Below are 24,309 nucleotides of genomic sequence, written 5' to 3' on the forward strand. Positions count from 1 at the left end.
AGGTGAAAAGCACCCCGACGAGGGGAGTGAAATAGAACCTGAAACCGGATGCCTACAAACAGTCGGAGCCCGCAAGGGTGACGGCGTACCTTTTGTATAATGGGTCAACGACTTAGTGTAACTAGCAAGCTTAAGCCGGTAGGTGTAGGCGCAGCGAAAGCGAGTCTGAATAGGGCGATTGAGTTAGTTGCATTAGACCCGAAACCGAGTGATCTAGCCATGAGCAGGCTGAAGGTTGGGTAACACCAACTGGAGGGCCGAACCCATAACTGTTGCAATAGTTCGGGATGACTTGTGGCTAGGGGTGAAAGGCCAATCAAACTCGGAAATAGCTGGTTCTCCGCGAAATCTATTTAGGTAGAGCGTCGACCGAATACCCTCGGGGGTAGAGCACTGGATGGGCTATGGGGACTCACCGTCTTACTGATCCTAACCAAACTCCGAATACCGAGGAGTACTAGTCGGCAGACACACGGCGGGTGCTAACGTCCGTCGTGAAAAGGGCAACAACCCTGACCTCCAGCTAAGGTCCCCAAGTCATGGCTAAGTGGGAAAGGATGTGAGGATCCCAAAACAACCAGGATGTTGGCTTAGAAGCAGCCATCATTTAAAGAAAGCGTAACAGCTCACTGGTCTAAATAAGGGTCTTTGCGCCGAAAATGTAACGGGGCTAAAGCCATGCACCGAAGCTGAGGATTTGCACTTTGTGCAAGTGGTAGCGGAGCGTTCCGTAAGTCTGTGAAGGCGGACCCGTGAGGGCTGCTGGAGATATCGGAAGTGCGAATGTTGACATGAGTAACGATAAAGGGAGTGAGAGACTCCCTCGCCGAAAGACCAAGGGTTCCTGCTTAAAGTTAATCTGAGCAGGGTTAGCCGGCCCCTAAGACGAGGCGGACACGCGTAGTCGATGGGAACCACGTTAATATTCGTGGGCCTGGTGGTAGTGACGGATCTCGTGTGTTGTTCAACCTTATTGGATTGGTTGGGCGGCGAAGAGGTTCCAGGAAATAGCTCCACCGTATAGACCGTACCCGAAACCGACACAGGTGGTCAGGTAGAGTATACCAAGGCGCTTGAGAGAACTATGTTGAAGGAACTCGGCAAATTGCACGCGTAACTTCGGAAGAAGCGTGACCCTTTTGTACGCAAGTATGATGGGGTGGCACAGACCAGGGGGTAGCGACTGTTTATCAAAAACACAGGGCTCTGCGAAGTAGCAATACGACGTATAGGGTCTGACGCCTGCCCGGTGCTGGAAGGTTAAAGGGAGGGGTGCAAGCTCTGAACTGAAGCCCCAGTAAACGGCGGCCGTAACTATAACGGTCCTAAGGTAGCGAAATTCCTTGTCGGGTAAGTTCCGACCTGCACGAATGGCGTAACGACTTCCCCGCTGTCTCCAACATAGACTCAGTGAAATTGAATTCCCCGTGAAGATGCGGGGTTCCTGCGGTCAGACGGAAAGACCCCGTGCACCTTTACTATAGCTTTACACTGGCATTCGCCAAGGCATGTGTAGGATAGGTGGTAGGCTTTGAAGCAGGGACGCCAGTTTCTGTGGAGCCATCCTTGAAATACCACCCTTATCTTCGTGGATGTCTAACCGCGGTCCGTTATCCGGATCCGGGACAGTGTATGGTGGGTAGTTTGACTGGGGCGGTCGCCTCCGAAAGAGTAACGGAGGCGCGCGATGGTTAGCTCAGACCGGTCGGAAATCGGTCGTCGAGTGCAATGGCATAAGCTAGCCTGACTGCGAGACTGACAAGTCGAGCAGAGACGAAAGTCGGTCATAGTGATCCGGTGGTCCCGTGTGGAAGGGCCATCGCTCAACGGATAAAAGGTACGCCGGGGATAACAGGCTGATGACCCCCAAGAGTCCATATCGACGGGGTTGTTTGGCACCTCGATGTCGACTCATCGCATCCTGGGGCTGGAGCAGGTCCCAAGGGTATGGCTGTTCGCCATTTAAAGCGGTACGTGAGTTGGGTTCAGAACGTCGTGAGACAGTTCGGTCCCTATCTGCCGTGGGTGTAGGAATATTGACAGGATCTGTCCCTAGTACGAGAGGACCGGGATGGACGTATCTCTGGTGGATCTGTTGTCCTGCCAAGGGCATAGCAGAGTAGCTATATACGGAATGGATAACCGCTGAAGGCATCTAAGCGGGAAACCAACCTGAAAACGAGTGTTCCCTATCAGAGCCGTGGAAGACGACCACGTTGATAGGACGGGTGTGGAAGCACAGCAATGTGTGAAGCTTACCGTTACTAATAGCTCGATCGACTTCTTCGTTCCCATTGAATATGTTCATCAAGCCAAGCTTGATGATCTGTTCTGTCCTGACGCCCGAAGGGCTCCGGACGGGCCGCGCCACAGGGCGCGACGACCTCTGGTCTGTATGGCTGCCATGCTCATTGTTGAGCAAAGGTGGAATACCGACAGGTCACAGAAAGACGTGTAAATTAAATAGAGCGTTCAGCTCTCCAGCTTCTCGAAACAACAGTTTCCATGTGAAAACATGGTCTGTGATCGCTTGGATCAGACGTTGCCTCATATGCGAGGTGACCGTATGGCCAATTGGTGTCCCCTGTGAGCGTCAAGCGAACAGGATAAGGTACACCAATAAACAAGCAATCATATGATCCATGCGAAACGCATGGATCATATGTTGCGTTTTGCCGACCTGGTGGTTATCGCGGGGCGGCTGCACCCGTTCCCATTCCGAACACGGCCGTGAAACGCCCCAGCGCCAATGGTACTTCGTCTCAAGACGCGGGAGAGTAGGTCGCTGCCAGGTCTGCAAAACGCAACACAAAATCTTCTCAATCACAAAAGGGGCACAAAGCCCAAATCAAAAGGCCGCAACAGCGGCCTTTATGCTATAATAAAACCATCAACGCGGGGTGGAGCAGCCCGGTAGCTCGTCAGGCTCATAACCTGAAGGCCGCAGGTTCAAATCCTGCCCCCGCAACCAAATATCTTCAAGACTGTCAAAGGGCTCCGAAACAACGCGGAGCCCTTTTTGCATTCGATGTGGTTGCTCACGAGATCAATCACGCTACCTACTGCCACGGCCAACTCCATCTTCGGCATTGCCATGCACCGCAAAACCGTGATGATGCACAATCATTCCACTTCGGATAAACCGCCGTGACCGCTGATCCCTTGCATATCCTCAAGACCGTCTATGGCTACGATGCGTTTCGCGGAAGGCAGGCCGATATCATTCGGCATGTAATGGCGGGAAACAATGCCTTCGTTTTGATGCCGACGGGCGGTGGAAAGTCGCTTTGTTACCAGATCCCGGCGCTTGCGCGTGACGGCATGGGGTTGATCGTCTCGCCGCTCATCGCACTGATGGTCGATCAGGTCGCTGCCCTGCGTCAGGCCGGCGTGCGGGCCGAAGCTCTCAATTCCGATCTTTCTCCGGAAGAGCGGCGCGCGCTTTGGCGAGACATGCGGGCCGGCAAGGTCGATATTCTTTATGCCGCGCCGGAAACCCTGCTCAAGCCGGATGTGCTCGATGCGTTGCAATCCATCGACCTGTCGCTGATCGCGATCGACGAGGCCCATTGCCTGTCTCAGTGGGGGCATGATTTCCGGCCGCCCTACCGCCAGCTAGACACGCTGATCGAGCGTTTTCCCGATACGCCTCGCATGGCGCTGACGGCGACGGCGGACGAGCCCACGCGCGCTGAAATTCTCGGTCACCTGGGGATTGAAGAGCACGATGCCTTCATTGCCGGGTTCGACCGGCCTAATATCCGCTATGCGATTATGGAAAAGGATAATCCGCGCGCGCAGCTGAAGCGCTTTCTGAAGGATCGCGACGATGAGAGCGGTATCGTCTATTGCCTTTCCAAACGCAAAGTGGACGAAACGGCGGCATGGCTGCGGGAGGAGGGTCGCGATGCGCTACCCTATCACGCTGGCATGGACAAGGCTGCCCGCGAGGAGAACCAGACCCGTTTCCAGCACGGCGAGGCGGTCATCATTGTCGCGACCGTCGCTTTCGGCATGGGCATAGACAAGCCGGATGTGCGCTTCGTGGTTCATATCGACCTGCCCGGCAGCATCGAGGCCTATTATCAGGAAACGGGCCGAGCCGGTCGTGATGGTCTGCCGTCGGACGTGCTCATGCTCTATGGCTATGAAGATATTGCCCTGCGCAATCGTTTCATCGAAGAATCTGATGCCGCGGACCAACGCAAATATATGGAGCGCCAGAAGCTCGATGCGCTGCTCGGCCTCGCAGAAACGGCGAGTTGCCGCCGGCAGGTTCTGCTCTCCTATTTCGGCGACCGGTGCGAGCCCTGCGGCAATTGCGATACCTGCGCCGAGCCGCCGGACCTGTTTGACGGGGCCATCGCCGCGCAGAAACTTCTGTCCTGTATTTATCGCACGGGTGAACGTTTTGGCCAGGCCTATGTCATCCGCGTATTGCTGGGTGTCGAGGACGAGCGGATTTCCCGCTTCGGCCATGACCGCATTACCACCTACGGGATAGGCAAGGAGCACGACAACCGCACATGGCGCGCCATCCTGCGTCAGCTGGTTGCGTTACGTATGATTGAAGTGGACCTGTCCGGACATGGCGGCCTGTCCATCTCCGAGGATGGACGGCGGTTCCTGCGCGAAAAACCGGCATTGATGCTGAGGATACCATCCGCTCCCCGCTCCGCACGGCAGCAGATGCCCAGTAACGCGGTATCGGCGGTCTTGCCGGAATCGGATCGCAGTCTTTTTGAGGCGCTGCGTGCGAAGCGCATGGAAATTGCCCGGGCACAGAACGTTCCGCCCTATGTCATTTTCCACGACAAGACCCTCATAGAACTTGCGACGATAAAACCAGCCTCGGCGAAGGAAATGGCTGGGATTCCCGGCGTCGGCGACACCAAGCTCGAGCGATACGGACCTGCTTTTCTGGCGGCGATCCTGCAGCACGCCGCTGGCGAATGACCGCAGATATCCAAATTAATAGCCGAGTAATAAAGCTGGCGGAACGTTGCGAAGGCTCAGCCGGTCGTGTCCTTGAATAGAACGTTCTGATCGATGAGATAGCGCGAAAACAGGGGCAGGCTCGCGCCGCCGATTGCCCGGGCCTGGCTACCGACCGCGCCTTCGATGATGTCAGGCACCGTGACACCCTGCAGATCGTGGTGTTTAAGGGCTAGGCGGGTGGCGGCGACGATTCTGGTTCTGACCCAGTCGGGAAAACCGCCATCGATGATGACGCTCGAAAAATCGATGATGGAGGCGGCGGCAATGACGGCCTGCGCCAGCGCCGCGGCGGTTTTCCTGATCCAGCTTTCCAGCGGCTCGCCGAAATCGATCCACTCGTCCGGAGAAAACCAAAGGGGACGCGGATCGATACCCTTTTCGCGCAGCATGTTTTCCAGAACGAAGATCGACGCGATTTTCAGAAGCTGGACGGTATTGCCATCCTGCCCCTGCACCGGCAGGGGGCCGATGGCGCCGGCCGTTCCCGTCTTTCCGGAAAATAGCGCCGAATTCAAAACGACACCGCCGCCTATGAAGGAGCCGATGAAGACGTAAAGAAAATCCGGATAGTGCTGGCCTGCGCCAAAAACCAGTTCGGCGCCGCAGGCGCTGGTCGCGTCGTTCTGCAGAAAAACCGGATAGCTGACGTTTTCGGCAATTTCCGACCGGATATCGACACCCCGCCATCTCTCCATTTCAATCTGTGGAGCGCCCACTTCCTGCGCCCAGTTCCACAATTCAAATGGAGCGGCGATGCCGACGCCGGCAATTTTCTCCCGCTCGGCAGGGGAAAGCTTCGATTCGAGTTCCGTTATGCCGTCGATTACAAAGGGTAGTATCCATTCCGGAAGAGGGTAGGGATAGGTTCTGCGCAGCTTGAGCCTGATCCGGCCGACAAAATCCATCAGCACGAGATCGACGCTGCGTCGGCCGATCTTCACACCGAAAGAAAAGACGGCGTCGGGATTAAGCCGCATCGGCGTCGATGGCTGGCCGACTTTGCCGCGCAACCTTTCACCGCGAATGAGAAGCCCGTCCTTTTCAAGCGAGCGCATGATGACCGAGACGGTCTGCGCTGAAAGGCCGCAAAGTCTTGATATCTCGGCTTTTGACAGTCCGCCGTGACGGCGAACGAGAGACAGCACAAGCCGCTCATTATAAGCGCGCACTCCGATCTGGTTGGCGCCGCCGCTTATATCCATGGTGGTGGGCGGCGCTGGCGGCGCCGTCTCGACAGATTGTCTCATAGTGTCATCCTCCCGCCCGCCCTATCCGCCGCGACCGATAAAGCAGGCTTTATGGCAATCTTGCTATCGCAACGTTAAACGACGCGGCGATATTCCTCCCTGCCGCATATTAGAATGCCATAGGGAATTAATAATTCAATCGGATTTATTTATTGACAGGCGTTTCCTTTGGTGGTTCCATCTGAGCCAACGGTCGTCGATCTCGGAGGAGACGGGATCGTCGGGTAACCGTCACGGTGCTCAAATATCCATTGGGAGGATCTCATGAAGACCACTGTTTCCGCTCTTCTGGGCGCGCTTGCGCTTGGCGTTTCTTTCGCTTCCGTTGCGTCTGCGGCCGATACTTCGGTTTGCCTCATCACCAAAACCGATACCAATCCCTTTTTCGTCAAGATGAAAGAAGGCGCGACCGCCAAGGCTAAAGAACTTGGCGTGACGCTGAAATCCTATGCCGGCAAGATCGACGGCGATTCCGAAAGCCAGGTCGCCGCCATCGAGACCTGCATCGCCGATGGCGCCAAGGGTATCCTGATCACCGCATCGGACACCAAGGGCATCGTTCCGGCCGTGCAGAAGGCGCGTGACGCCGGTCTTCTGGTCATCGCCCTCGATACGCCGCTCGAACCCGTAGATGCCGCCGATTCCACCTTCGCCACCGACAATCTTCTGGCCGGTGAGCTGATCGGCAAATGGGCTGCCGGCAGCCTCGGCGACAAGGCCAAGGATGCGAAAATCGCTTTCCTCAACCTGACCCCCTCCCAGCCGACCGTGGATGTGCTGCGCAACCAGGGCTTCATGAAGGGCTTTGGCATCGACGTGAAGGACATCAACAAGATCGGCGATGAAAACGATCCGCGCATCGTCGGCCATGATGTCACCAATGGTAACGAAGAAGGCGGCCGCGCGGCGATGGAAAATCTGCTGCAGAAAGACCCGACCATCAATGTCGTCCACACCATCAACGAACCTGCAGCAGCCGGCGCTTATGAGGCGCTGAAGGCGGTCGGCCGTGAAAAGGATGTTCTGATCGTTTCCGTCGATGGCGGTTGCCCGGGCGTCAAGAACGTGGCGGAAGGCGTGATCGGCGCGACCTCGCAGCAATATCCGCTGCTGATGGCGGCTCTCGGCGTCGAAGCCGTCAAGAAGTTTGCCGACACGGGTGAAAAGCCGAAGCCGACCGAAGGCAAGAACTTCGTCGATACCGGCGTGACGCTGGTAACCGACAAGCCGGTCAAGGGCCTCGACTCGATCGATACGAAGGAAGGTCTCAACAAGTGCTGGGGCTGATGCCTCACCGTTGAAACCCGCGGGGGCATTCGTGCCCCCGCCCTTGGACCAGAATGAATATCAGGCACGATCCGGGGGATCGGACAAAGGAACAAACGAGCGCGTCACGCGTCCTGCGGGGATGATATAGGCCGCTTCACAACACTTTGAAATCTACGCATCATTCTCTTTGGAGATAGACCCGGTGTCAGGGCTGGTGCGATAGAGCGATCGGGAGGAAAATCCATGAGCGATCAGCCGGTGCGGGCTCAGCCGCATAATGAATTTGAAAAAGTGCTTTCGGGAAGTTCGACGCAGGTCGCCGCTTTCGATACGCACGACAAGAGTGTGCTGGAAAAACTGCAGCACTTTCTCCACTCCAGCCCGGCGGCCGTTCCGCTTATCGTTCTGGTGCTGTCGCTGATTGTTTTCGGCCTGCTTCTCGGTGGCAAGTTTTTCTCGGCCTTCACGCTGACCCTTATTTTGCAGCAGGTCGCCATCGTCGGTATTGTCGGCGCGGCGCAGTCGCTGGTCATCCTGACGGCGGGCATCGATCTGTCGGTTGGCGCGATCATGGTCCTGTCCTCCGTCATCATGGGACAGTTCACCTTCCGTTACGGCTTGCCGGCGGAACTCTCCATTCTCTGTGGCCTTGCCGTCGGCGCATTTTGCGGCTTCATCAACGGTATTCTGGTCTCGCGCATGCGCCTGCCGCCCTTCATCGTCACGCTCGGCATGTGGCAGATCGTACTGGCGACCAACTTCCTCTATTCCGCAAACGAGACGATCCGCGCCCAGGATATCGCCCAGCAGGCGCCGATCCTGCAATTCTTCGGCGCCAATATCCGAGTCGGCAGCGCGGTCTTCACCTATGGCGTCATCGCCATGGTCCTGCTCGTCGCCCTTCTCTGGTATGTGCTGAACCGCACCGCCTGGGGTCGCCACCTCTATGCTGTCGGTGACGATCCGGATGCCGCCGAACTAGCCGGTGTCAACGTCAAGCGCATGCTGACCACCGTTTACACACTGTCCGGCCTCATCTGCGCCTTTGCCGGCTGGGCCTTGATCGGCCGCATCGGCTCGGTTTCGCCGACCGCCGGTCAATTCGCCAATATCGAATCCATCACTGCGGTGGTTATCGGCGGCCTGTCGCTGTTCGGCGGGCGCGGCTCCATCATGGGCATGATCTTCGGCGCCCTGATCGTCGGCGTCTTTTCGCTTGGCCTCAGGCTTATCGGAACAGACCCGCAATGGACCTATCTGTTGATCGGCGTCCTCATCATCATGGCTGTCGCAATCGACCAGTGGATCAGAAAGGTAGCAGGCTGATGGCAAAAGAACCCATTCTCACAGCACGCAATCTCGTCAAGCGCTATGGTCGTGTGACCGCCCTCGATCATGCCGATTTCGATCTCTATCCGGGCGAAATCCTGGCGGTGATCGGTGATAACGGCGCCGGCAAATCTTCTCTCATCAAGGCGATTTCCGGTGCGGTGACACCCGATGAAGGGGAAATCCGGCTGGAAGGCAAACCCGTCCAGTTCCGCTCGCCGATAGAGGCGCGCAAGGCTGGCATCGAGACGGTTTATCAGAACCTCGCGCTGTCGCCGGCGCTTTCCATAGCCGACAATATGTTTCTCGGCCGTGAAATCCGCAAACCCGGCATTCAGGGCAGCCTGTTCCGGGCGCTGGACCGCCCGGCCATGGAAAAATTCGCCCGCGAGAAACTGTCGGAACTCGGCCTGATGACGATCCAGAACATCAACCAGGCGGTGGAAACCCTCTCCGGCGGTCAGCGTCAGGGTGTGGCTGTGGCGCGTGCAGCGGCCTTCGGCTCCAAGGTCGTCATTCTTGACGAGCCGACGGCGGCACTCGGCGTGAAGGAAAGCCGGCGTGTTCTGGAGCTTATTCTGGATGTGCGCTCGAGAGGCCTGCCGATCGTCCTCATCTCGCACAACATGCCGCATGTCTTCGAGGTCGCGGATCGCATCCATATCCACCGGCTCGGCAAGCGCCTGTGTGTCATAAATCCGAAGGACTACTCCATGTCCGACGCCGTCGCCTTCATGACTGGCGCCAAGGAAGCGCCGAAGGAAACGCTTGCCGCATGACGCTGAAGCTTGAAACGATCGCCGAAGACGTTCTTCGGCGGGCAGAAGGTAAATTCCGTTTTATCGTCGCCATTGCCGGTCCCCCTGGGGCCGGCAAATCCACGCTGGCGGATGCCCTTTGTGATGCTTTGCTGGCACGGGGCGAAACGGCCGCCGTCCTGCCCATGGATGGCTTCCATATAGACAATGGCATTCTTGAAGAGCGGGGGCTGCTGCCGCGAAAAGGCGCGCCGGAAACATTCGACGTGCGCGGTTTTCTCGATATCGTCTGCGCCGTCCGCAAGGGCGGGCAGGAGGTGCTTGTTCCGGTTTTCGACCGCTCCCGTGAAATCGCCATAGCGTCTGCTCGTGCGATTGCGCCGGAAACACGCTTTATCCTCGCTGAAGGCAATTATCTGCTGCTGGACGAGGCGCCGTGGACAACTCTTTCCAAAAGCTTCGACCTCACCATTTTTGTCGGGCCGTCCGTCGAGGTGCTGGAGGAGAGGCTGCGGAAAAGGTGGCAGGGCTATGGTCTCGACGAGGCTGAGATCCACGCCAAGCTTTTCGAAAACGATCTTCCAAACGGAAAAAGGGTGATCGAAAACGCTCGTCCCGCCGATATCCGCATCGATATCTGGGAATAGATTAACGCTTTTCTCTCTTTGAGCGGCGGCATGCATGTGCCGTTAAGCCTTCGTTGACCATGTGTTGAATCTTTTTGATCCACAGGGTGGGGCTTTTGTGTGTCTATTCATTGACGCGAAAATTTCCTCATATACTATATGTGGTGTTCGAGGTTCTTCCGATTCGCAAGGGTCGGGAGCTAAGACGGGAATTCGGTGCGTAACGCCATATGGTGGAGCAAGGCCGAAACTGCCCCCGCAACTGTAAGCGGTGAGCATCGTTCCGATTTGGGTCACTGGGGCTGAAAGCTCCGGGAAGGCCGGAATAGATGTTGTGACCCGCAAGTCAGGAGACCTGCCTTGAGCGCAAACGTCCACGGGCGGGGTGTCCGGAGGAAGGTGTATGACGCAAATGATTTGCGTGCGCCCTTTTCTGCCCCCTCCAGAACAAGCTTCGGGGTGAAGTCATGCCAGTGCATTTGTTTGAGTTGCTGCGCTCGTCGGCGTAGAGAGTGATTTTACGCGGCTAAAAGCCGCGCACGCCCACCCTAATGACAGATCCATCGCCGCCCGATTGCGATTGCAATCGGCAATGTTGAGCCGTGTCCGAAACCGGCTTCGAAAGAGGAAATTATGACCGTCACCGTTTACAGCAAGCCCGCCTGCGTCCAGTGCACTGCCACTTACCGCGCCCTCGACCGCATCGGTGTCCCCTATGAGATCGTCGATATTTCCGAAGATGCGGATGCGCTCGATCATGTCCGTGGCCTCGGCTATATGCAGGTTCCCGTGGTCGTCGCCGGTGAACGGCATTGGGCGGGTTTCCGGCCGGATATGATCGGCTCGATCAGCTGAGGCGACGGGGCGATGGGCCTGATCGTCTATTATTCCAGCCGCTCTGAAAACACCCATCGTTTCCTTCTGAAACTGGGGCGGCGTCTCTTTCGCCTGCCGTTGGGTGCCGACGAGGATGTGCCGCATGTGTCGGAGCCCTATGTGCTGGTCACCCCCACCTATGGGGGCGGCGGCACCAAAGGGGCCGTCCCGAAACCGGTCATCCGGTTTTTGAACGAGCCCTCCAACCGAAATCTCATTCGCGGCGTCATCGCGGCGGGAAACACGAATTTTGGCGCAGCTTTCGCATCCGCCGGAGATATCGTCTCGCGCAAATGCGCCGTGCCGTTTCTCTATCGCTTCGAGCTTCTCGGCACGGAGGAAGATGTCGCCAACGTCAAACATGGATTGGAACGATTTTGGACACGCTGACCTCGAGCGCCATGCGCAAGGACGCTAAACAGCCGGCAGCCGCATCCCAGAAACCGCTCGATGCGGCTCTGGACTACCACGCGCTGAACGCGATGCTGAACCTTTACGACGAGAACGGAAAGATCCAGCTAGACAAGGATCGCCTGGCCGCCCGGCAATATTTCCTCCAGCACGTCAACCAGAATACCGTCTTTTTTCATAACCTCAGGGAAAAGCTCGATTATCTGGTGACGGAGGGATATTACGAACAGGAAGTGCTGGACCAGTATTCCTTCAATTTCGTCCGCGACCTCTATGACGAGGCCTATGCCCGGAAGTTCCGCTTCCCGACCTTTCTCGGCGCTTTCAAATATTACACCTCCTACACGCTGAAGACCTTCGACGGAAAACGTTATCTGGAGCGTTACGAGGATCGCGTCTGCATGGTGGCGCTGGCCCTTGCGCGTGGCGATGAGCAGCTTGCCCGCGATCTGGTCGATGAAATCATTTCAGGCCGCTTCCAGCCGGCAACGCCGACATTCCTCAACGCCGGCAAAAAGAGCCGTGGTGAACTGGTTTCGTGTTTTCTGCTGCGTGTGGAAGACAATATGGAAAGCATCGGCCGCTCCATCAATTCGGCGTTGCAGCTTTCCAAGCGCGGTGGCGGCGTGGCGCTGTCCCTGACCAATATTCGCGAATTCGGAGCGCCGATCAAACAGATCGAAAACCAGTCGTCCGGCGTTATTCCCGTCATGAAGCTGCTGGAGGACAGTTTTTCCTATGCCAACCAGCTTGGCGCGCGCCAGGGTGCCGGCGCGGTCTATCTGCATGCCCACCACCCGGATATCATGCGCTTCCTCGATACCAAGCGCGAAAACGCCGACGAGAAAATCCGCATCAAGACCCTGTCGCTCGGCGTGGTGATCCCTGACATTACCTTCGAGCTCGCCAGGAACAATGAGGATATGTACCTGTTCTCGCCCTATGATGTGGAGCGTGTCTATGGCGTGCCGTTGACCGAAATTTCGGTCACCGAAAAATACCAGGAAATGGTTGCCGATAGCCGCATCCGCAAGAAGAAGATCAAGGCGCGCGAATTCTTTCAGGTCATCGCCGAAATCCAGTTCGAGAGCGGTTACCCCTATATCATGTTCGAAGATACGGTGAACCGCGCCAATCCGGTTGCCGGCCGCATCAGCATGAGCAATCTCTGCTCGGAAATCCTGCAGGTCAGCGAGGCAAGCGAGTTCAATGCCGATCTCTCCTACAGCCATATGGGCAAGGATATTTCCTGCAATCTCGGCTCGCTCAATATTGCTTCGGCGATGGATTCCGCCGATTTCGGCAAGACCATCGAGACCTCCATCCGGGCGCTGACGGCCGTGTCGGACATGAGCCATATTTCCTCCGTGCCATCCGTGGAAAAGGGCAATGATGCCAGCCACGCCATCGGGCTTGGCCAGATGAACCTGCACGGTTATCTGGCGCGTGAGCGCATCTTCTACGGTTCCGAAGAAGGCGTCGATTTCACCAATATCTATTTCTACACGGTGACCTATCACGCTATCCGCGCCAGCAACCGGCTGGCGGTGGAAAGGGGCCAGAGCTTCAAGGGCTTTGAGAACTCCAAATATGCCTCGGGCGACTATTTCGACAAATATACCGACCGGGAATGGTTGCCCGCGACGGAAAAGGTCCGTGAGCTGTTCGAAAAAGCCGGCATCGCCATTCCAACGCAGGAAGACTGGACAGCGTTGAAGCAGGACGTGATGGCATCTGGTCTCTATAATCAGAACCTTCAGGCCGTACCGCCAACCGGTTCGATCTCCTATATCAACCACTCCACCTCTTCCATTCATCCGATCGTCTCGAAGATCGAAATCCGTAAAGAGGGCAAGATCGGTCGCGTTTATTACCCGGCTTCCTATCTCTCGAACGACAATCTCGAATATTATCAGGATGCCTACGAGATCGGTCCTGAAAAGATCATAGACACCTATGCGGCCGCGACCCAGCATGTCGACCAGGGCCTGTCGTTGACGCTGTTCTTCCGCGATACGGCAACGACACGCGATATCAATCGGGCGCAGATCTATGCCTGGAAGAAGGGCATCAAGACCATCTATTACATCCGTTTGCGCCAGATGGCGCTGGAAGGCACGCAGGTTCAGGGCTGCGTTTCCTGCACGCTCTGATTTGAGGGACAAGAGAATGAACATCGCCGTAAAACCCGCGTCCCGCATCCGCGCGGTCAACTGGAACCGCATCGAGGACGACAAGGATCTCGAAGTCTGGAACCGACTGACCTCGAATTTCTGGCTGCCGGAAAAGGTGCCGCTCTCCAACGACATCCCCTCCTGGGGAACGCTGAAGCCGGAAGAACAGAAACTGACGATCCGTGTCTTCACCGGGCTGACATTGCTCGACACCATCCAGAACGGTGTCGGCGCGGTGCGCCTGATGGAGGACTCGGCAACGCCGCATGAGGAGGCGGTGCTTTCCAACATCTCCTTCATGGAGGCGGTGCACGCTCGCTCCTATTCATCGATTTTCTCGACGCTGTGCCTCACCCCTGACGTTGACGACGCCTATCGCTGGTCGGAGGAAAACGAATTCCTGCAGCGCAAATCCGCGCTCATCATGCGGGAATATGACAGCGGCGATCCGCTGAAGAAAAAAATCGCCAGCGTGTTTCTGGAAAGTTTCCTGTTCTATTCCGGCTTTTACCTGCCGATGTTCTGGTCAAGCCGCGCCAAGCTCACCAACACGGCGGATTTGATCCGCCTCATTATCCGTGATGAGGCCGTGCATGGTTATTATATCGGCTACAAGTTCCAGCGGGCGCTGGAGCGTCTCAGCGAAACGCAGAGACAGGAGATCAAGGATTTCGCCTTCGATCTCCTGCTCGAACTTTACGACAACGAAGCGAAATATACCGAAGACCTCTATGACGGCGTCGGCCTGACGGAGGACGTCAAGCAGTTCCTGCATTACAACGCCAACAAGGCCCTGATGAATCTGGGTTATGAGGCGCTGTTTCCGGCCGAGGCCTGCCGGGTCAACCCCGCGATCCTCTCGGCGCTCTCGCCCAATGCCGACGAGAACCACGACTTCTTCTCCGGCTCCGGCTCTTCCTATGTCATCGGCAAGGCGGTTGCGACCGAAGACGAAGACTGGGATTTCTGAGGCCGGTTTGTCGGCAGGACCCGCAAAAGCTATTGCGGGTTCACCACCTGGCTCGCAAGGCGGAAGGGGCTGGCAACGGTGGCGCCGATCGCATCGAAAACAAAGGCTCCGGCGCTGTTGATATCACCCCCGCGCCTGCTTGCCTCAAGTTGCGGCACCATGGAGGCCAGCGCCGCATAGCGGTCGTGGTTGAGCGGGTCCGACGCCTTCAGGTTGGAGATGTCGACGAATTGCACGCCCTCCTTGAGGGCGGCCTCCTGCACTTGGCGGTCGGTGACATCCAGCGCGCCGATGCGGGTAACGTCCGCACCGAGGATGGAAGAGGCTTTGAGCGCGCGGTCGTCCTTTGAAACGAGAACGGTGAGCGGCGGGCTGAGCCGGCCGACAACCTCGATCTGCTTGCGGAAGACATCGGCATCGATATCGGGCGCAGCCAGCACCACCTGCAGCTTGGCGATGACATCGTTTCTGCCCTGGAAGCGCAATTGCCGCAGCGCCTCCATGACCAGCCAGCCGCCCATGCTATGCCCGAACACGACGACGCTTTTTTTCGGCGTCTGCCGGGTGAGATCGATCAACATTGTAGCGAGCGCATCGCGTGAAAAGGTGGCCGATTCCTTGTCGGCCACATAGCCGGCAACAGTGGCCTGCGACGGCCAGGAAAAGACCAGCGGCACGCCGTTCATATTGGCATCCGCTGCCATCTGCGCCGCGCGGAACAGGGCTTCTTGATAACTGTAATTATAGCCGTGTACAAAAAGTGCGATCTGCTTGCCGGAGCGGGCTATGTCGCCAAGATCGGCATTAAAGCGCGTCTTCGTCAGCATATCGGCCCTGGTAACGACGAAATCCTTTTTCGGGTCGGGCTTGCCGCTGGCCCATTCGATTTTTCCGCTTTTATGGGTGGGCGGAATGGAAATATCGAAACTGGCGTAGTTCGGCTCCATTGCCCGCGCCGTGCCGAAGCCCTTTTTCGCGTCCGTGTTTTTCTCCCGCGTGCTCGCCACGAAGGCGGTCACGATTTTCGTGCCGTGGGTCCTGGTGTTGACGGCTTCCAGCACATCCGCCCCCGGTCGGCCTGCGCAGGAGGAGAGAAGACCGAGAGTGAGAAAGAGAGAAAAGATCAGGCGCATGAATGGGCTACCGATGATGAGGACCGGTTCATAAATAACCGGCGACTAAAAAAGTTGCTACTGAAGAATGAATTGCACTCTAGCGGCTGTCTTCGGTGCGGACGGACGCTCCCCACCTTGCTATCCGTCCCTCTTCGTTTTAGGCCGTACACATGACGAACAAGGTGTCGCTTTTACGGCTGAAACTTACGGACTTCCGCAATTATGCGGCGGCTGCACTCACGCTCGATGAACGCCATGTGGTGCTGACGGGCGACAATGGTTCCGGCAAGACCAATCTCCTGGAGGCCGTCTCCTTTCTCTCACCCGGAAGGGGCCTGCGCCGCGCCACCCTGTCTGATGTGACGCGGGTAGGGGCCGAAGCCACCGGTTTCTCGATCTTCGCCGATGTCGAGGGCATGGATGGCGAAGTCGCTATCGGTACGGGAATTGAAGGGGATGGCGAGGTGGTGTCGCGTCGCCTGAGACTGAATGGCACGCCGGTGAAATCCGTCGATGAATTGACTGACCATCTGCGGGTATTGTGGCTGACGCCGGCCATGGATGGCCTCTTTACCGGCTCGTCCTCGGACCGCCGGCGTTTCCTCGACCGGCTGGTGCTGTCGCTCGATCCTGCCCATGGGCGGCGGGCAAGCGATTTCGAAAAGGCCATGCGCAGCCGCAACCGGCTGCTTTCGGAAGGCCGCTTCGATCCGGTCTGGCTGGACGGCATCGAAAAGCAGATGGCCGAACTCGGCATCTCCATGGCGGTCGCCCGTTACGAGATGCTCGGCCTCTTGAAGAGCCTGATCGAGGGGCGGGCGGGCAATGCCGCTTTCCCTTCCGCGGCGCTTTCGCTCTCCGGTTTCATGGACGATGGGCTCAATCGTCCCGCCGTCGATCTGGAGGATGAATACAGGCTTATGTTGCGCGATGGCCGGTATCGTGATGCCGCTGCCGGCCGCACACTGGATGGGCCGCACCGCGTCGATCTCTTCGTGCGCCATGCGGAAAAGGATATGGAGGCCGAACGCTGTTCAACCGGGGAACAGAAGGCGCTGCTGGTGGGGCTGGTGCTTGCGCATGCGCAGTTGACCGCCAATATGACTGGTCATGCGCCGGTTCTGCTGCTGGACGAGATTGCCGCCCATCTGGATGAGGGCAGGCGGGCGGCTCTGTTCGATCTCATTCATGCGCTTGGCGGCCAGAGTTTTATGACCGGAACGGATACGGCGATGTTCTCCGCCCTTGGCGACAGGGCGCAATTCTTCAATGTATCCAACGGGAGCATTACCGCATGACGGCTAAGAGATGGAGGGCGACATGGACCCGCTGAGCCCGGAAGAAATCGAGCGCTACAAGCGCCATATCCTGTTGCCGGAAATTGGCGGCGTGGGCCAGCAGCGGCTGAAGGCGGCGCGTGTGCTGGTCATCGGGGCCGGCGGCCTCGGTGCTCCCGTCCTGCACTATCTTGCCGCCGCCGGTGTCGGCACGCTCGGCATGATTGATGACGATGTGGTTTCCCTGTCCAATCTGCAGCGACAGGTCATCCACGATACAGGTACGATTGGGGAACTGAAGACGGAGAGCGCGTGCAAGGCCATCGCCCGGCTCAATCCGCATGTCCGTACGCGTGTTTATGAAGAGCGCTTTTCGCAGGTCTGGGCGCATGACCATCTGCGATCCTTCGATCTCCTGATCGACGGCTCGGATAATTTCGATACGCGTTATACCGCCGCCGATGCGGCGGAGGCTGCGAAAAGACCGTTGGTAACGGGGGCTGTCGGCCGTTTTGATGGTTCGGTGACGGTGCTGAAACCCTATGAGACGAATGCCGAGGGCGCTCTGCTGCCCGGCTATCGTGACCTGTTTCCGGAACCGCCGCCGCAGGGCCTCATTCCCAATTGCGCGGAAACCGGCATTGTCGGCGCGCTGACCGGGGTTATCGGCACGCTTATGGCCATGGAGGCGATCAAGGTTATCACCGGTGCCGGCGAGCCGCTGATCGGCCGCCTGCTCCTCTACGACGCCCTCTCGGCCCGTTTCGAAACCGTGCGATACAAGCGGCGGTCAGCGGGAAAAAAACCATGATGGAGATCGTCAGGATCGGGGAGGAGTTCGATCGCTGGCAGGAATTGCTGGCGCTTATCATGTCCTCCTTTGCTTATATGGATGGCGTTATCGACCCGCCGTCGTCGGCTCATCGCCTGACGCTGGAAAATCTGGCGGAGAAGGCGAGGGTGGAGATCGCTTTCGTGGCGATTGATGGCGATGAGATTGTTGGCTGCCTGTTTTGCAGACCGGAGCCGGCCTGTCTTTATATGGGCAAGTTATGCGTTTCGCCGAAAGCACAGGGAAAGGGCATCGGCAGGATGCTTGTGCAGAGGTCCGAAGCGCTGGCTCGTGAACTGGCGCTGCCGGCGCTGCGGCTGGAAACCCGCATCGAACTCATCGCCAATCACGCCAGATTCGCCGCCTGGGGTTTCGTCAAGACTGCTGAAAACGCCCATGCCGGTTACGAGCGCACGACCTCGATCGAGATGACCAAGTTACTCGGCTAAAATTGCCTTCAGCCGACCCCACTGTGTCCTTCGCCATCGCAGAGCCTATTGCAAAAGGCCGGATTGCACCATCTGAGAGAGAAAAACGGAGGAGATGCGGTCAATGCCGGTCTGCGGCTGGTTTTCTGCCGACCCGACCCGCCACACAGCTTTGTCAGGCCCGCTGAAGAGCTGGATTTCCGTGCTGACCTTGTGGGTGAGAGGAGCCGCCTTCGTGGCTTCCACCATCTGCTTCATCAGTCTTGCGGACGGCATGCGCGTTCTATCGCCTGTCTCATTCGCATTTGCGCTGGCCTTCAGTCGCTGGAAAGCTGGCGCGACATCCGGCAGAGAGCAGTTCATCTTGATTCGCGCCACAACAACACCCGTGGGCGTTTGGGCACCGAGACGCGCAGGTTCCGCCTTACAACGCACCCGCTCGGTACTTGCCACCCAGAGCCTTGAAAACTGTTCCGATTGTTCGTTCGTCGTCCCCTTGGGTGAATGCATGCCCCTGTTCTTGCGCTGCCACGCGACCGGGTCCGCAACCAGTTCCATATCGGTGTAGCGCCGGCCGCCACCCGAAGCCCCCCATTCCCTGTTCAGGCGAGACATGCTGGTGCGATCAAAATTCAGCCAGGCGCGATAATAGAGTTCCGCAGTCTCTTCAGGGGAAGGTGAAGCGGCCCAGGCCGGACCGCCGACCAGCATGAGCAGAACGGAGATCAGCGCCAAGAACTTCGCCCGGATACCCATTGAACTCTCCCTCCCCATGATCGAAAGATGGCGGCCCGAACCGGCTCAGTTCCGCCCCGGCAGCACCCGGTTCGGCGGACGGTGGCCGTCGAACAGCGTGCGGATGTTGATGATGACCTTGTCACCCATTTCGATACGGCCCTCAATCGTCGCAGAGCCCATATGCGGAAGCAGCACGACCTTGCCTTCCTTGGCGAGCTTTATGAGCTTGGGATTCACCGCGGGCTCATTCTCATAGACATCGAGACCGGCGCCGGCGATCTTGCCTTCGCGCAGGCACTGGATCATGGCCGCCTCATCGATGATATCGCCGCGCGCCGTATTCACGATGTAACTGGTCGGCTGCATCAGCGCCAACCGCCGGGCTGAGATCAGGTGATAGGTTGCGGGCGTCGAGGGGCAATTGACGGAGACGATATCCACCCGCGCCAGCATCTGGTCGAGACTGTCCCAATAGGTCGCCTCAAGCTCCGCTTCCGTCGCCGGATTGACGCGCTTGCGGTTGTGATAATGAATGGAAAGCCCGAAGGCTTTGGCGCGTCGCGCCACCGCCGTTCCGATGCGACCCATGCCGACAATGCCGATACGCTTGCCGGAAATGCGCCGCCCGAGCATCCATGTGGGCGACCAGCCCAGCCATTCGTCCGCACCATTGTCAAGCACCCGTGTGCCTTCGATCATGCGGCGTGGCACGGCAAGCGCCAGTGCCATCGTAATGTCGGCGGTGTCCTCGGTCAGCACGTTGGGCGTATTGGTGACGGTAATGCCCTTTCGGGCGGCTGCATCCACATCCACATGGTCGATACCGTTGGAGAAGCTGGCGATCAGCTTCAGTTGCGGTCCGGCCTTCTCGATCATCGCGGCGGTGATGCGGTCGGTGACGGTGGGTACCAGAACGTCGACCCGCTGCAAGGCGGCCACAAGCTCGTCTTCGCTTCGCTGCGTATCGTCGATATTCAGTTCGGCATCGAAGAGTTCGCGCATTCTGGTTTCGACGACGTCAGGCAATTTGCGGGTGATATAGACTGTCGGTCTCTTCTTGTGGGTCATCGTTTGCCGCTGCCTTGTTCAGAAGTCATTAACCAGAAAGAGCGATAATTTCTTTCAATCAGGGCGTTTCTACCAGACCCACCGGCGAAGACAAATAAAACTCGCTGAAGCTTGAGGCATGTGGAAGCGAGCCTCCTTAAATATCATCCGGTTTGCAGAAGGCGGGAAACGGAAATGGGCATGCGCAGTGTGGTTTCTATCGTTTGCATTGCATTGTCTTTGGGCCTCCTCGGTGCGGCAACCGACGCCATGGCGCAGGGTGCCGCCAAAGGCGCAAGCGGCCTGCCGCTGCCGCGTTTTGTCAGCCTGAAATCCAAGCGCGTCAATATGCGTATCGGACCGAGCACGGATTATGCCGTGTCATGGATGTATCTCAAATCGGGAATGCCGGTGGAAATCATTCAGGAATATGAAAACTGGCGGCGCATCCGCGATGCCGACGGCACGGAAGGCTGGGTCAACCAGGCTCTGCTTTCCGGTGAGCGCACGGCCGTTGCGGCTCCGTGGATGCGTGGCAAGGGCAAGGAAGTTTACGTGAACATGCGCCGTGAGGCGCAGTCGGGCGCTTCCGTCGTGGCACGGCTTGAGCCGGGCGTCGTCTTCAGAATCGGCGAATGCAATGGCGACTGGTGCCGCGCCGAGGCCGGCCAAGCCTCGGGCTGGGTTTCGCAGGGCGAAATCTGGGGTGCTTACCCTGGTGAAGCCTTTAAATAAGGCCGTGCTTCTCGCCTAGCGCCTTGAGCGATGACATCGGGCGCGGCCCGACCTGCTGAATGACGGCGGCAGCCGCAAGGCAGCCGAGCTTGCCGCAATCTTCGAGCGACCGGTCCTGCGTATAACCGAACAGGAAGCCCGCAGCGAAAAGATCGCCGGCGCCCGTCGTGTCGACCACGTCGTGCACCGGATAGGCTTCGACCTTCACACGTTCCGTGCCGTGCAGGATGACGGCGCCTTCCTCGCTCATCGTCACCGCTGCGATCTTGCAGTCGGCTGCGATTTTGGTCAGCGCAAGCTCGAAATCGTCGGTTTCGTAAAGCGAAAGCGCTTCCTGCTTGTTGGCGAAAACAATGTCCACAGTACCGGAACGCATCAGGTCGAGGAATTCGTCGCGATAGCGGCCGACGCAGAAGCTGTCGGAAAGCGTCATGGAGACTTCGCGACCATTCTCATGCGCAATGCGGGCGCATTCGCGAATGGCGTCCTTGGCCCGCGGCGGGTCCCAAAGGTAACCCTCGAAGTAGGTGACTTTCGTATCCGCCACCACGTCTTCTTCCACGTCTTCAGGACCGAGATCGACGCAGGCGCCGAGATAGGTGTTCATCGAACGCTCGCCATCTTCAGTCACGAAGATCATCGAACGCGCAGTCGGCGGGAAAGTGCCTTCCGGCTTGGTTTCGAAATAGACGCCCTGTGCGCGGATATCGTGCTGGAAGATTTCGCCGAGCTGGTCTTCAGCAACCTTGCCGAAATAGGCGGCCTTGCCGCCGAAATTGGCCACACCCGCCGCCGTGTTGCCAGCGCTGCCGCCAGAGGCTTCGAGAGCCGGTCCCATCAGCGAGTAAAGCAACTCGGCCCGTTCCGCGTCGATGAGGTTCATCGCGCCTTTGGTAATGGCATTGTCGTTGAGAAAGCTATCGTCGCAGCGGGAAATGATGTCGACGATGGCATTGCCGACAGTCAGTACGTCGAATTTCGTCATAGGCCCTATCCGTTTCGCACGGTGTGTGCGTATTTTTCGAAAGGTCTTAAACATTTCTGGCGGCAAGAAAAGCCCAAACAGAAAATATGCGGTTCTCCGCGAGGAGCGAAAACGCGTCATCTGCCTGTAATGTGGTTAAGCTATTTCATTTGTCAGAGCAAAAGGTGTGTGAATGCATACCGGAATGGAAGACATGATGGTCTTCTGGCTCAACCGTTATCTCCGCCACGGATGTACTGGCGGCATATAACGGACATAAAAGGCGGGGGAGACCCCGCTTTTTCTTTTGGGCAACGTTCGATCTTGCGAATTTTACAGGCCAAGATGCGCTTTCTGCCCGAAGCGACTCACCGGCCTCCTCCTTCTTGGGCGCCCATTTGGCGAAAACAAAGAGTGGGAGCGTTTTCGCGATTCCATTCCCGTGGAAAAGGCTCTAAAGCGGAGTATCTCCCGCAAAAGCCGCGAAAGCTTTCCCTCCATGTCTGCCGTTGCCGCGAATGTCGCCCCGATTTTCATTCTCATCCTGATCGGCTGGCTCACCGTCAAGGCCGGTCTGTTCAGGGCCGATGCCGGCGATATCCTCAGCGATTTCGTGTTCAAGATCGCCGTGCCGACCTTGATCTTCCGCACACTTGCGGAAGCGAATTTTCACGGTGCTTCGCCCTTCCGGCTCTGGATCACCTATTTCGCCGGCGTGGCCGTCACCTGGACGATCGGGCATATCGTCACCCGTTATGTCTTCAAGCAGGATGTCCGCATCGCCGTCATTGCCGGCATTTCCTCGGCATTTGCGAACAATATCTTCATCGGCCTGCCGCTGGTCGGGCGCTCCGTCGGGGATGAGGGGCTGGTGGCTCTCTCCATTCTGCTGGCCATCCACCTGCCGGTGATGATGATCGCCGGGACGATCCTGATGGAAAACGCCACGCACAAGGCGGTCGGCGGAGAAAAGCGAAGCATGGCGGCGGTCTTCAAGCAGGTGGGCCGCAACCTCATCACCAATCCTTTGGTGATCGGCCTGTTCATCGGGCTTTCTACCAATGTTTCCGGCGTGGCGCTGACGCCCATCCTGAAAACCGTGGTCGATCAGATCGCCTCCATGGCGGGGCCGGCAGCGCTTATCTCGCTCGGCATGGCGCTGACGAAATACACCATTCGCGGCAATCTCGGCATTGCCGTCACCATGACGGTATTCAAGCTGCTGTTTTTCCCGGCCTGTGTCTGGGCCATGGGTCACTTTCTCGGCCTCAGCCGGGAATGGACGGCAGCGCTTGTGCTCACATCTTCCGTGCCGACGGGCGTGAATGCCTGGCTGATCGCCAACCGCTTTGGCATCGGCCACAGCGTTGCGGCCTCCACCATCAGCATTTCCACGGCGACCGGCGTTCTTTCCGTGTCGCTGTGGGCATGGCTGCTGAGCTGATTATTCTGCCGAGTTGATTATTTCTGGGCGCTCAGAATCTTGAAGCGGGCGTTACGGCACACCTCAGTGCTGGTGCGGAATTCCGCCGCGAGCACCGGCTCATAGGGCATGCCGCGATTGGCGACCATCAGCAGCTTGCCGCCGCTGCGCAGCGCGCCGGCGGCAGCCTTGATGAAGGCCTGGCCGAGGGCAGGTTCTGCTGCCTGTCCCGCCGCATGGAAAGGCGGGTTCATGATGATGAGATCGTATTTTTCCTTCGGCGGTTCGTTTGCCAGATCCTGCCAGAAGAAGCGCGCCGTCAGCCGTGGATTGTTTTCGAGAAGATTGGTCTTGGCGAATTCCAGCGCGTTCCAGTCCGCCTCGAACAGATCGATACGGGCCGTGCGCGGCGATTTCTCGGCCAGCATGACGGAGAGATAACCCCAGCCCGCGCCGAAATCGGCGGCATTGCCGTCAAAATCTGTGGGCAGGCGCGATGCGAGCAGTTCCGAGCCGTCGTCCACGCGGTCATGGGAGAACATGCCGGGCAGGGCGGTGAAGCGGCCTTCGACCGTGACGGGCTTTTGAGCAAGCTTCGATACGACGGCTGCAACATCGTCCGGCCGTTTGAACCAGAGGGCGACGCCGTGATACTTCGGCGTCGATTCCGCTTCGATGCCAAGCTTTGTCAGCGTCTTGCGCAGCGTCACGATACCGTCTTCCTTCGATCCGGCCGCGACGATCAGGCCGCCCGCCTTCACGCGCGAAAGCGCTTCGGCGACGCGGTTTTCATTCTCGCCGCGATGTTTGCCGCAGAGCAGCAGCGCCGCATCGTAGTCCTCGCCCGAAATATCCGGTGTCACCTCAGCGCCCTGAGCCTGCAGAGCACGATAAAGCGGCCGTAGATGCTGAACCGCGACGATCTCCGCGTCAAAACCGTCCAGCCGGGGACCGGCTTCCGCTCCCAGAAACAGAACGCGTTCTCCCTGTTTCGGCATGGCAAGCATGTCCGAGGCGAAGGGATGGAAAAGGGTTTTCACGGCGTCACGGCTCATGGGAGCGTCCTCGAGGTAGGATGAAGTTTGTCAGGGA

The 24,309-nt window shown here is 58.0% G+C and carries 20 protein-coding genes, 1 tRNA gene, 2 rRNA genes and 1 riboswitch (1 of these 24 running past the window's edge); of the genes, 17 read left to right on the plus strand and 6 right to left on the minus strand.

Going from position 1 to position 24,309, the window contains the following annotated elements; all coding sequences use genetic code 11:
• The 4 genes from CFBP4996_RS13270 to recQ form a co-directional block, all read left to right on the plus strand.
• Window positions 1-2,289 (plus strand): 23S ribosomal RNA (locus tag CFBP4996_RS13270) (it extends 508 nt beyond the left edge of the window).
• Window positions 2,290-2,679: 390 nt separating this feature from the next.
• Window positions 2,680-2,794 (plus strand): 5S ribosomal RNA (gene rrf / locus CFBP4996_RS13275).
• 100 nt (window positions 2,795-2,894) lie between these two features.
• Window positions 2,895-2,971, plus strand: a tRNA-Met gene (locus CFBP4996_RS13280).
• Between the two features lie 176 nt (window positions 2,972-3,147).
• Window positions 3,148-4,956, plus strand: a complete 1,809-nt coding sequence (recQ, locus tag CFBP4996_RS13285) for a DNA helicase RecQ (protein ID WP_080852904.1) — start codon at window positions 3,148-3,150, stop codon at window positions 4,954-4,956.
• Window positions 4,957-5,012: 56 nt separating this feature from the next.
• Here recQ and CFBP4996_RS13290 read toward each other — a convergent pair whose 3' ends face one another.
• On the minus strand, window positions 5,013-6,245 hold the full coding sequence (locus CFBP4996_RS13290) for an ROK family transcriptional regulator (protein WP_020812694.1): 1,233 nt from the start codon (window positions 6,243-6,245) through the stop codon (window positions 5,013-5,015).
• Window positions 6,246-6,509: 264 nt separating this feature from the next.
• Between CFBP4996_RS13290 and CFBP4996_RS13295 the strand changes: the two genes are divergently transcribed.
• The 8 genes from CFBP4996_RS13295 (at window position 6,510) to nrdF (ending at window position 14,658) form a co-directional block, all read left to right on the plus strand.
• Window positions 6,510-7,532 carry a sugar ABC transporter substrate-binding protein gene (locus CFBP4996_RS13295; RefSeq protein ID WP_003524279.1) on the plus strand — a complete coding sequence of 341 codons (1,023 nt, stop codon included), beginning with the start codon at window positions 6,510-6,512 and terminating at the stop codon, window positions 7,530-7,532.
• A gap of 225 nt (window positions 7,533-7,757) precedes the next feature.
• On the plus strand, window positions 7,758-8,840 hold the full coding sequence (locus tag CFBP4996_RS13300; RefSeq protein ID WP_003524280.1) for an ABC transporter permease: 1,083 nt from the start codon (window positions 7,758-7,760) through the stop codon (window positions 8,838-8,840).
• Window positions 8,840-9,622, plus strand: a complete 783-nt coding sequence (locus CFBP4996_RS13305) for an ATP-binding cassette domain-containing protein (RefSeq protein ID WP_080852903.1) — start codon at window positions 8,840-8,842, stop codon at window positions 9,620-9,622. Before CFBP4996_RS13300 ends, CFBP4996_RS13305 begins: the two co-directional genes overlap by 1 nt.
• Window positions 9,619-10,248, plus strand: coding sequence for a nucleoside triphosphate hydrolase (locus tag CFBP4996_RS13310; RefSeq protein WP_080852902.1), 630 nt, complete (start codon window positions 9,619-9,621; stop codon window positions 10,246-10,248). Before CFBP4996_RS13305 ends, CFBP4996_RS13310 begins: the two co-directional genes overlap by 4 nt.
• Before the next feature lie 133 nt (window positions 10,249-10,381).
• Window positions 10,382-10,604, plus strand: a riboswitch (cobalamin riboswitch).
• Between the two features lie 256 nt (window positions 10,605-10,860).
• Window positions 10,861-11,082, plus strand: a complete 222-nt coding sequence (nrdH, locus tag CFBP4996_RS13315; protein WP_003524283.1) for a glutaredoxin-like protein NrdH — start codon at window positions 10,861-10,863, stop codon at window positions 11,080-11,082.
• A 12-nt stretch (window positions 11,083-11,094) separates the two neighbouring features.
• Window positions 11,095-11,493, plus strand: coding sequence for a class Ib ribonucleoside-diphosphate reductase assembly flavoprotein NrdI (nrdI, locus tag CFBP4996_RS13320; protein WP_080852901.1), 399 nt, complete (start codon window positions 11,095-11,097; stop codon window positions 11,491-11,493).
• Window positions 11,494-11,504: 11 nt separating this feature from the next.
• Window positions 11,505-13,667, plus strand: a complete 2,163-nt coding sequence (nrdE, locus tag CFBP4996_RS13325) for a class 1b ribonucleoside-diphosphate reductase subunit alpha (protein ID WP_233283550.1) — start codon at window positions 11,505-11,507, stop codon at window positions 13,665-13,667.
• Between the two features lie 16 nt (window positions 13,668-13,683).
• On the plus strand, window positions 13,684-14,658 hold the full coding sequence (nrdF, locus tag CFBP4996_RS13330; RefSeq protein ID WP_080852899.1) for a class 1b ribonucleoside-diphosphate reductase subunit beta: 975 nt from the start codon (window positions 13,684-13,686) through the stop codon (window positions 14,656-14,658).
• 29 nt (window positions 14,659-14,687) lie between these two features.
• On the opposite strand, the gene CFBP4996_RS13335 is transcribed toward nrdF, so the two are convergent.
• Window positions 14,688-15,791, minus strand: a complete 1,104-nt coding sequence (locus CFBP4996_RS13335) for an alpha/beta hydrolase (RefSeq protein ID WP_080852898.1) — start codon at window positions 15,789-15,791, stop codon at window positions 14,688-14,690.
• A 152-nt stretch (window positions 15,792-15,943) separates the two neighbouring features.
• Between CFBP4996_RS13335 and recF the strand changes: the two genes are divergently transcribed.
• The 3 genes from recF to CFBP4996_RS13350 are packed head-to-tail and all read left to right on the plus strand — an operon-like array spanning window position 15,944 to window position 18,331.
• Entirely contained in the window at window positions 15,944-17,071 is a 1,128-nt protein-coding gene (recF, locus tag CFBP4996_RS13340; protein WP_080852897.1) for a DNA replication/repair protein RecF, read from the plus strand.
• A 22-nt stretch (window positions 17,072-17,093) separates the two neighbouring features.
• A complete protein-coding gene (locus tag CFBP4996_RS13345; RefSeq protein WP_080853282.1) occupies window positions 17,094-17,861 on the plus strand; it encodes a molybdopterin-synthase adenylyltransferase MoeB in 768 nt (255 codons plus the stop codon).
• Window positions 17,858-18,331 (plus strand): GNAT family N-acetyltransferase, encoded by a 474-nt coding sequence (locus CFBP4996_RS13350; protein WP_080852896.1) that lies wholly within the window; start codon window positions 17,858-17,860, stop codon window positions 18,329-18,331. The genes CFBP4996_RS13345 and CFBP4996_RS13350 overlap by 4 nt, the downstream gene beginning before the upstream one ends.
• Window positions 18,332-18,376: 45 nt before the next feature.
• Here CFBP4996_RS13350 and CFBP4996_RS13355 read toward each other — a convergent pair whose 3' ends face one another.
• Together CFBP4996_RS13355 and CFBP4996_RS13360 are read right to left on the minus strand one after the other, a co-directional pair.
• Window positions 18,377-19,066 carry a hypothetical protein gene (locus tag CFBP4996_RS13355; RefSeq protein WP_080852895.1) on the minus strand — a complete coding sequence of 230 codons (690 nt, stop codon included), beginning with the start codon at window positions 19,064-19,066 and terminating at the stop codon, window positions 18,377-18,379.
• A gap of 45 nt (window positions 19,067-19,111) precedes the next feature.
• Window positions 19,112-20,116 carry a 2-hydroxyacid dehydrogenase gene (locus CFBP4996_RS13360; RefSeq protein ID WP_080852894.1) on the minus strand — a complete coding sequence of 335 codons (1,005 nt, stop codon included), beginning with the start codon at window positions 20,114-20,116 and terminating at the stop codon, window positions 19,112-19,114.
• A gap of 180 nt (window positions 20,117-20,296) precedes the next feature.
• On the opposite strand from CFBP4996_RS13360, the gene CFBP4996_RS13365 reads away from it, so the two are divergent.
• Window positions 20,297-20,830: an SH3 domain-containing protein gene (locus CFBP4996_RS13365; RefSeq protein WP_026363850.1), complete on the plus strand. Its 534-nt coding sequence runs from the start codon at window positions 20,297-20,299 to the stop codon at window positions 20,828-20,830.
• Here the strand turns inward: CFBP4996_RS13365 and CFBP4996_RS13370 are convergent.
• Window positions 20,823-21,815 (minus strand): adenosine kinase, encoded by a 993-nt coding sequence (locus CFBP4996_RS13370; protein ID WP_080852893.1) that lies wholly within the window; start codon window positions 21,813-21,815, stop codon window positions 20,823-20,825. The two genes, CFBP4996_RS13365 and CFBP4996_RS13370, sit on opposite strands and share 8 nt — an antisense overlap.
• A 478-nt stretch (window positions 21,816-22,293) precedes the next feature.
• Here CFBP4996_RS13370 and CFBP4996_RS13375 point away from each other — a divergent pair, with 478 nt between their 5' ends.
• Window positions 22,294-23,238: an AEC family transporter gene (locus CFBP4996_RS13375; RefSeq protein ID WP_080852892.1), complete on the plus strand. Its 945-nt coding sequence runs from the start codon at window positions 22,294-22,296 to the stop codon at window positions 23,236-23,238.
• A gap of 17 nt (window positions 23,239-23,255) precedes the next feature.
• Here CFBP4996_RS13375 and CFBP4996_RS13380 read toward each other — a convergent pair whose 3' ends face one another.
• Window positions 23,256-24,272 (minus strand): class I SAM-dependent methyltransferase, encoded by a 1,017-nt coding sequence (locus CFBP4996_RS13380; protein WP_080852891.1) that lies wholly within the window; start codon window positions 24,270-24,272, stop codon window positions 23,256-23,258.
• Between the last annotated feature and the right edge of the window lie 37 nt (window positions 24,273-24,309).

Origin of the sequence: Agrobacterium leguminum (assembly GCF_005144435.2) — a bacterium.
In the GTDB taxonomy this organism is placed as follows: Bacteria; Pseudomonadota; Alphaproteobacteria; order Rhizobiales; family Rhizobiaceae; genus Agrobacterium; species Agrobacterium leguminum.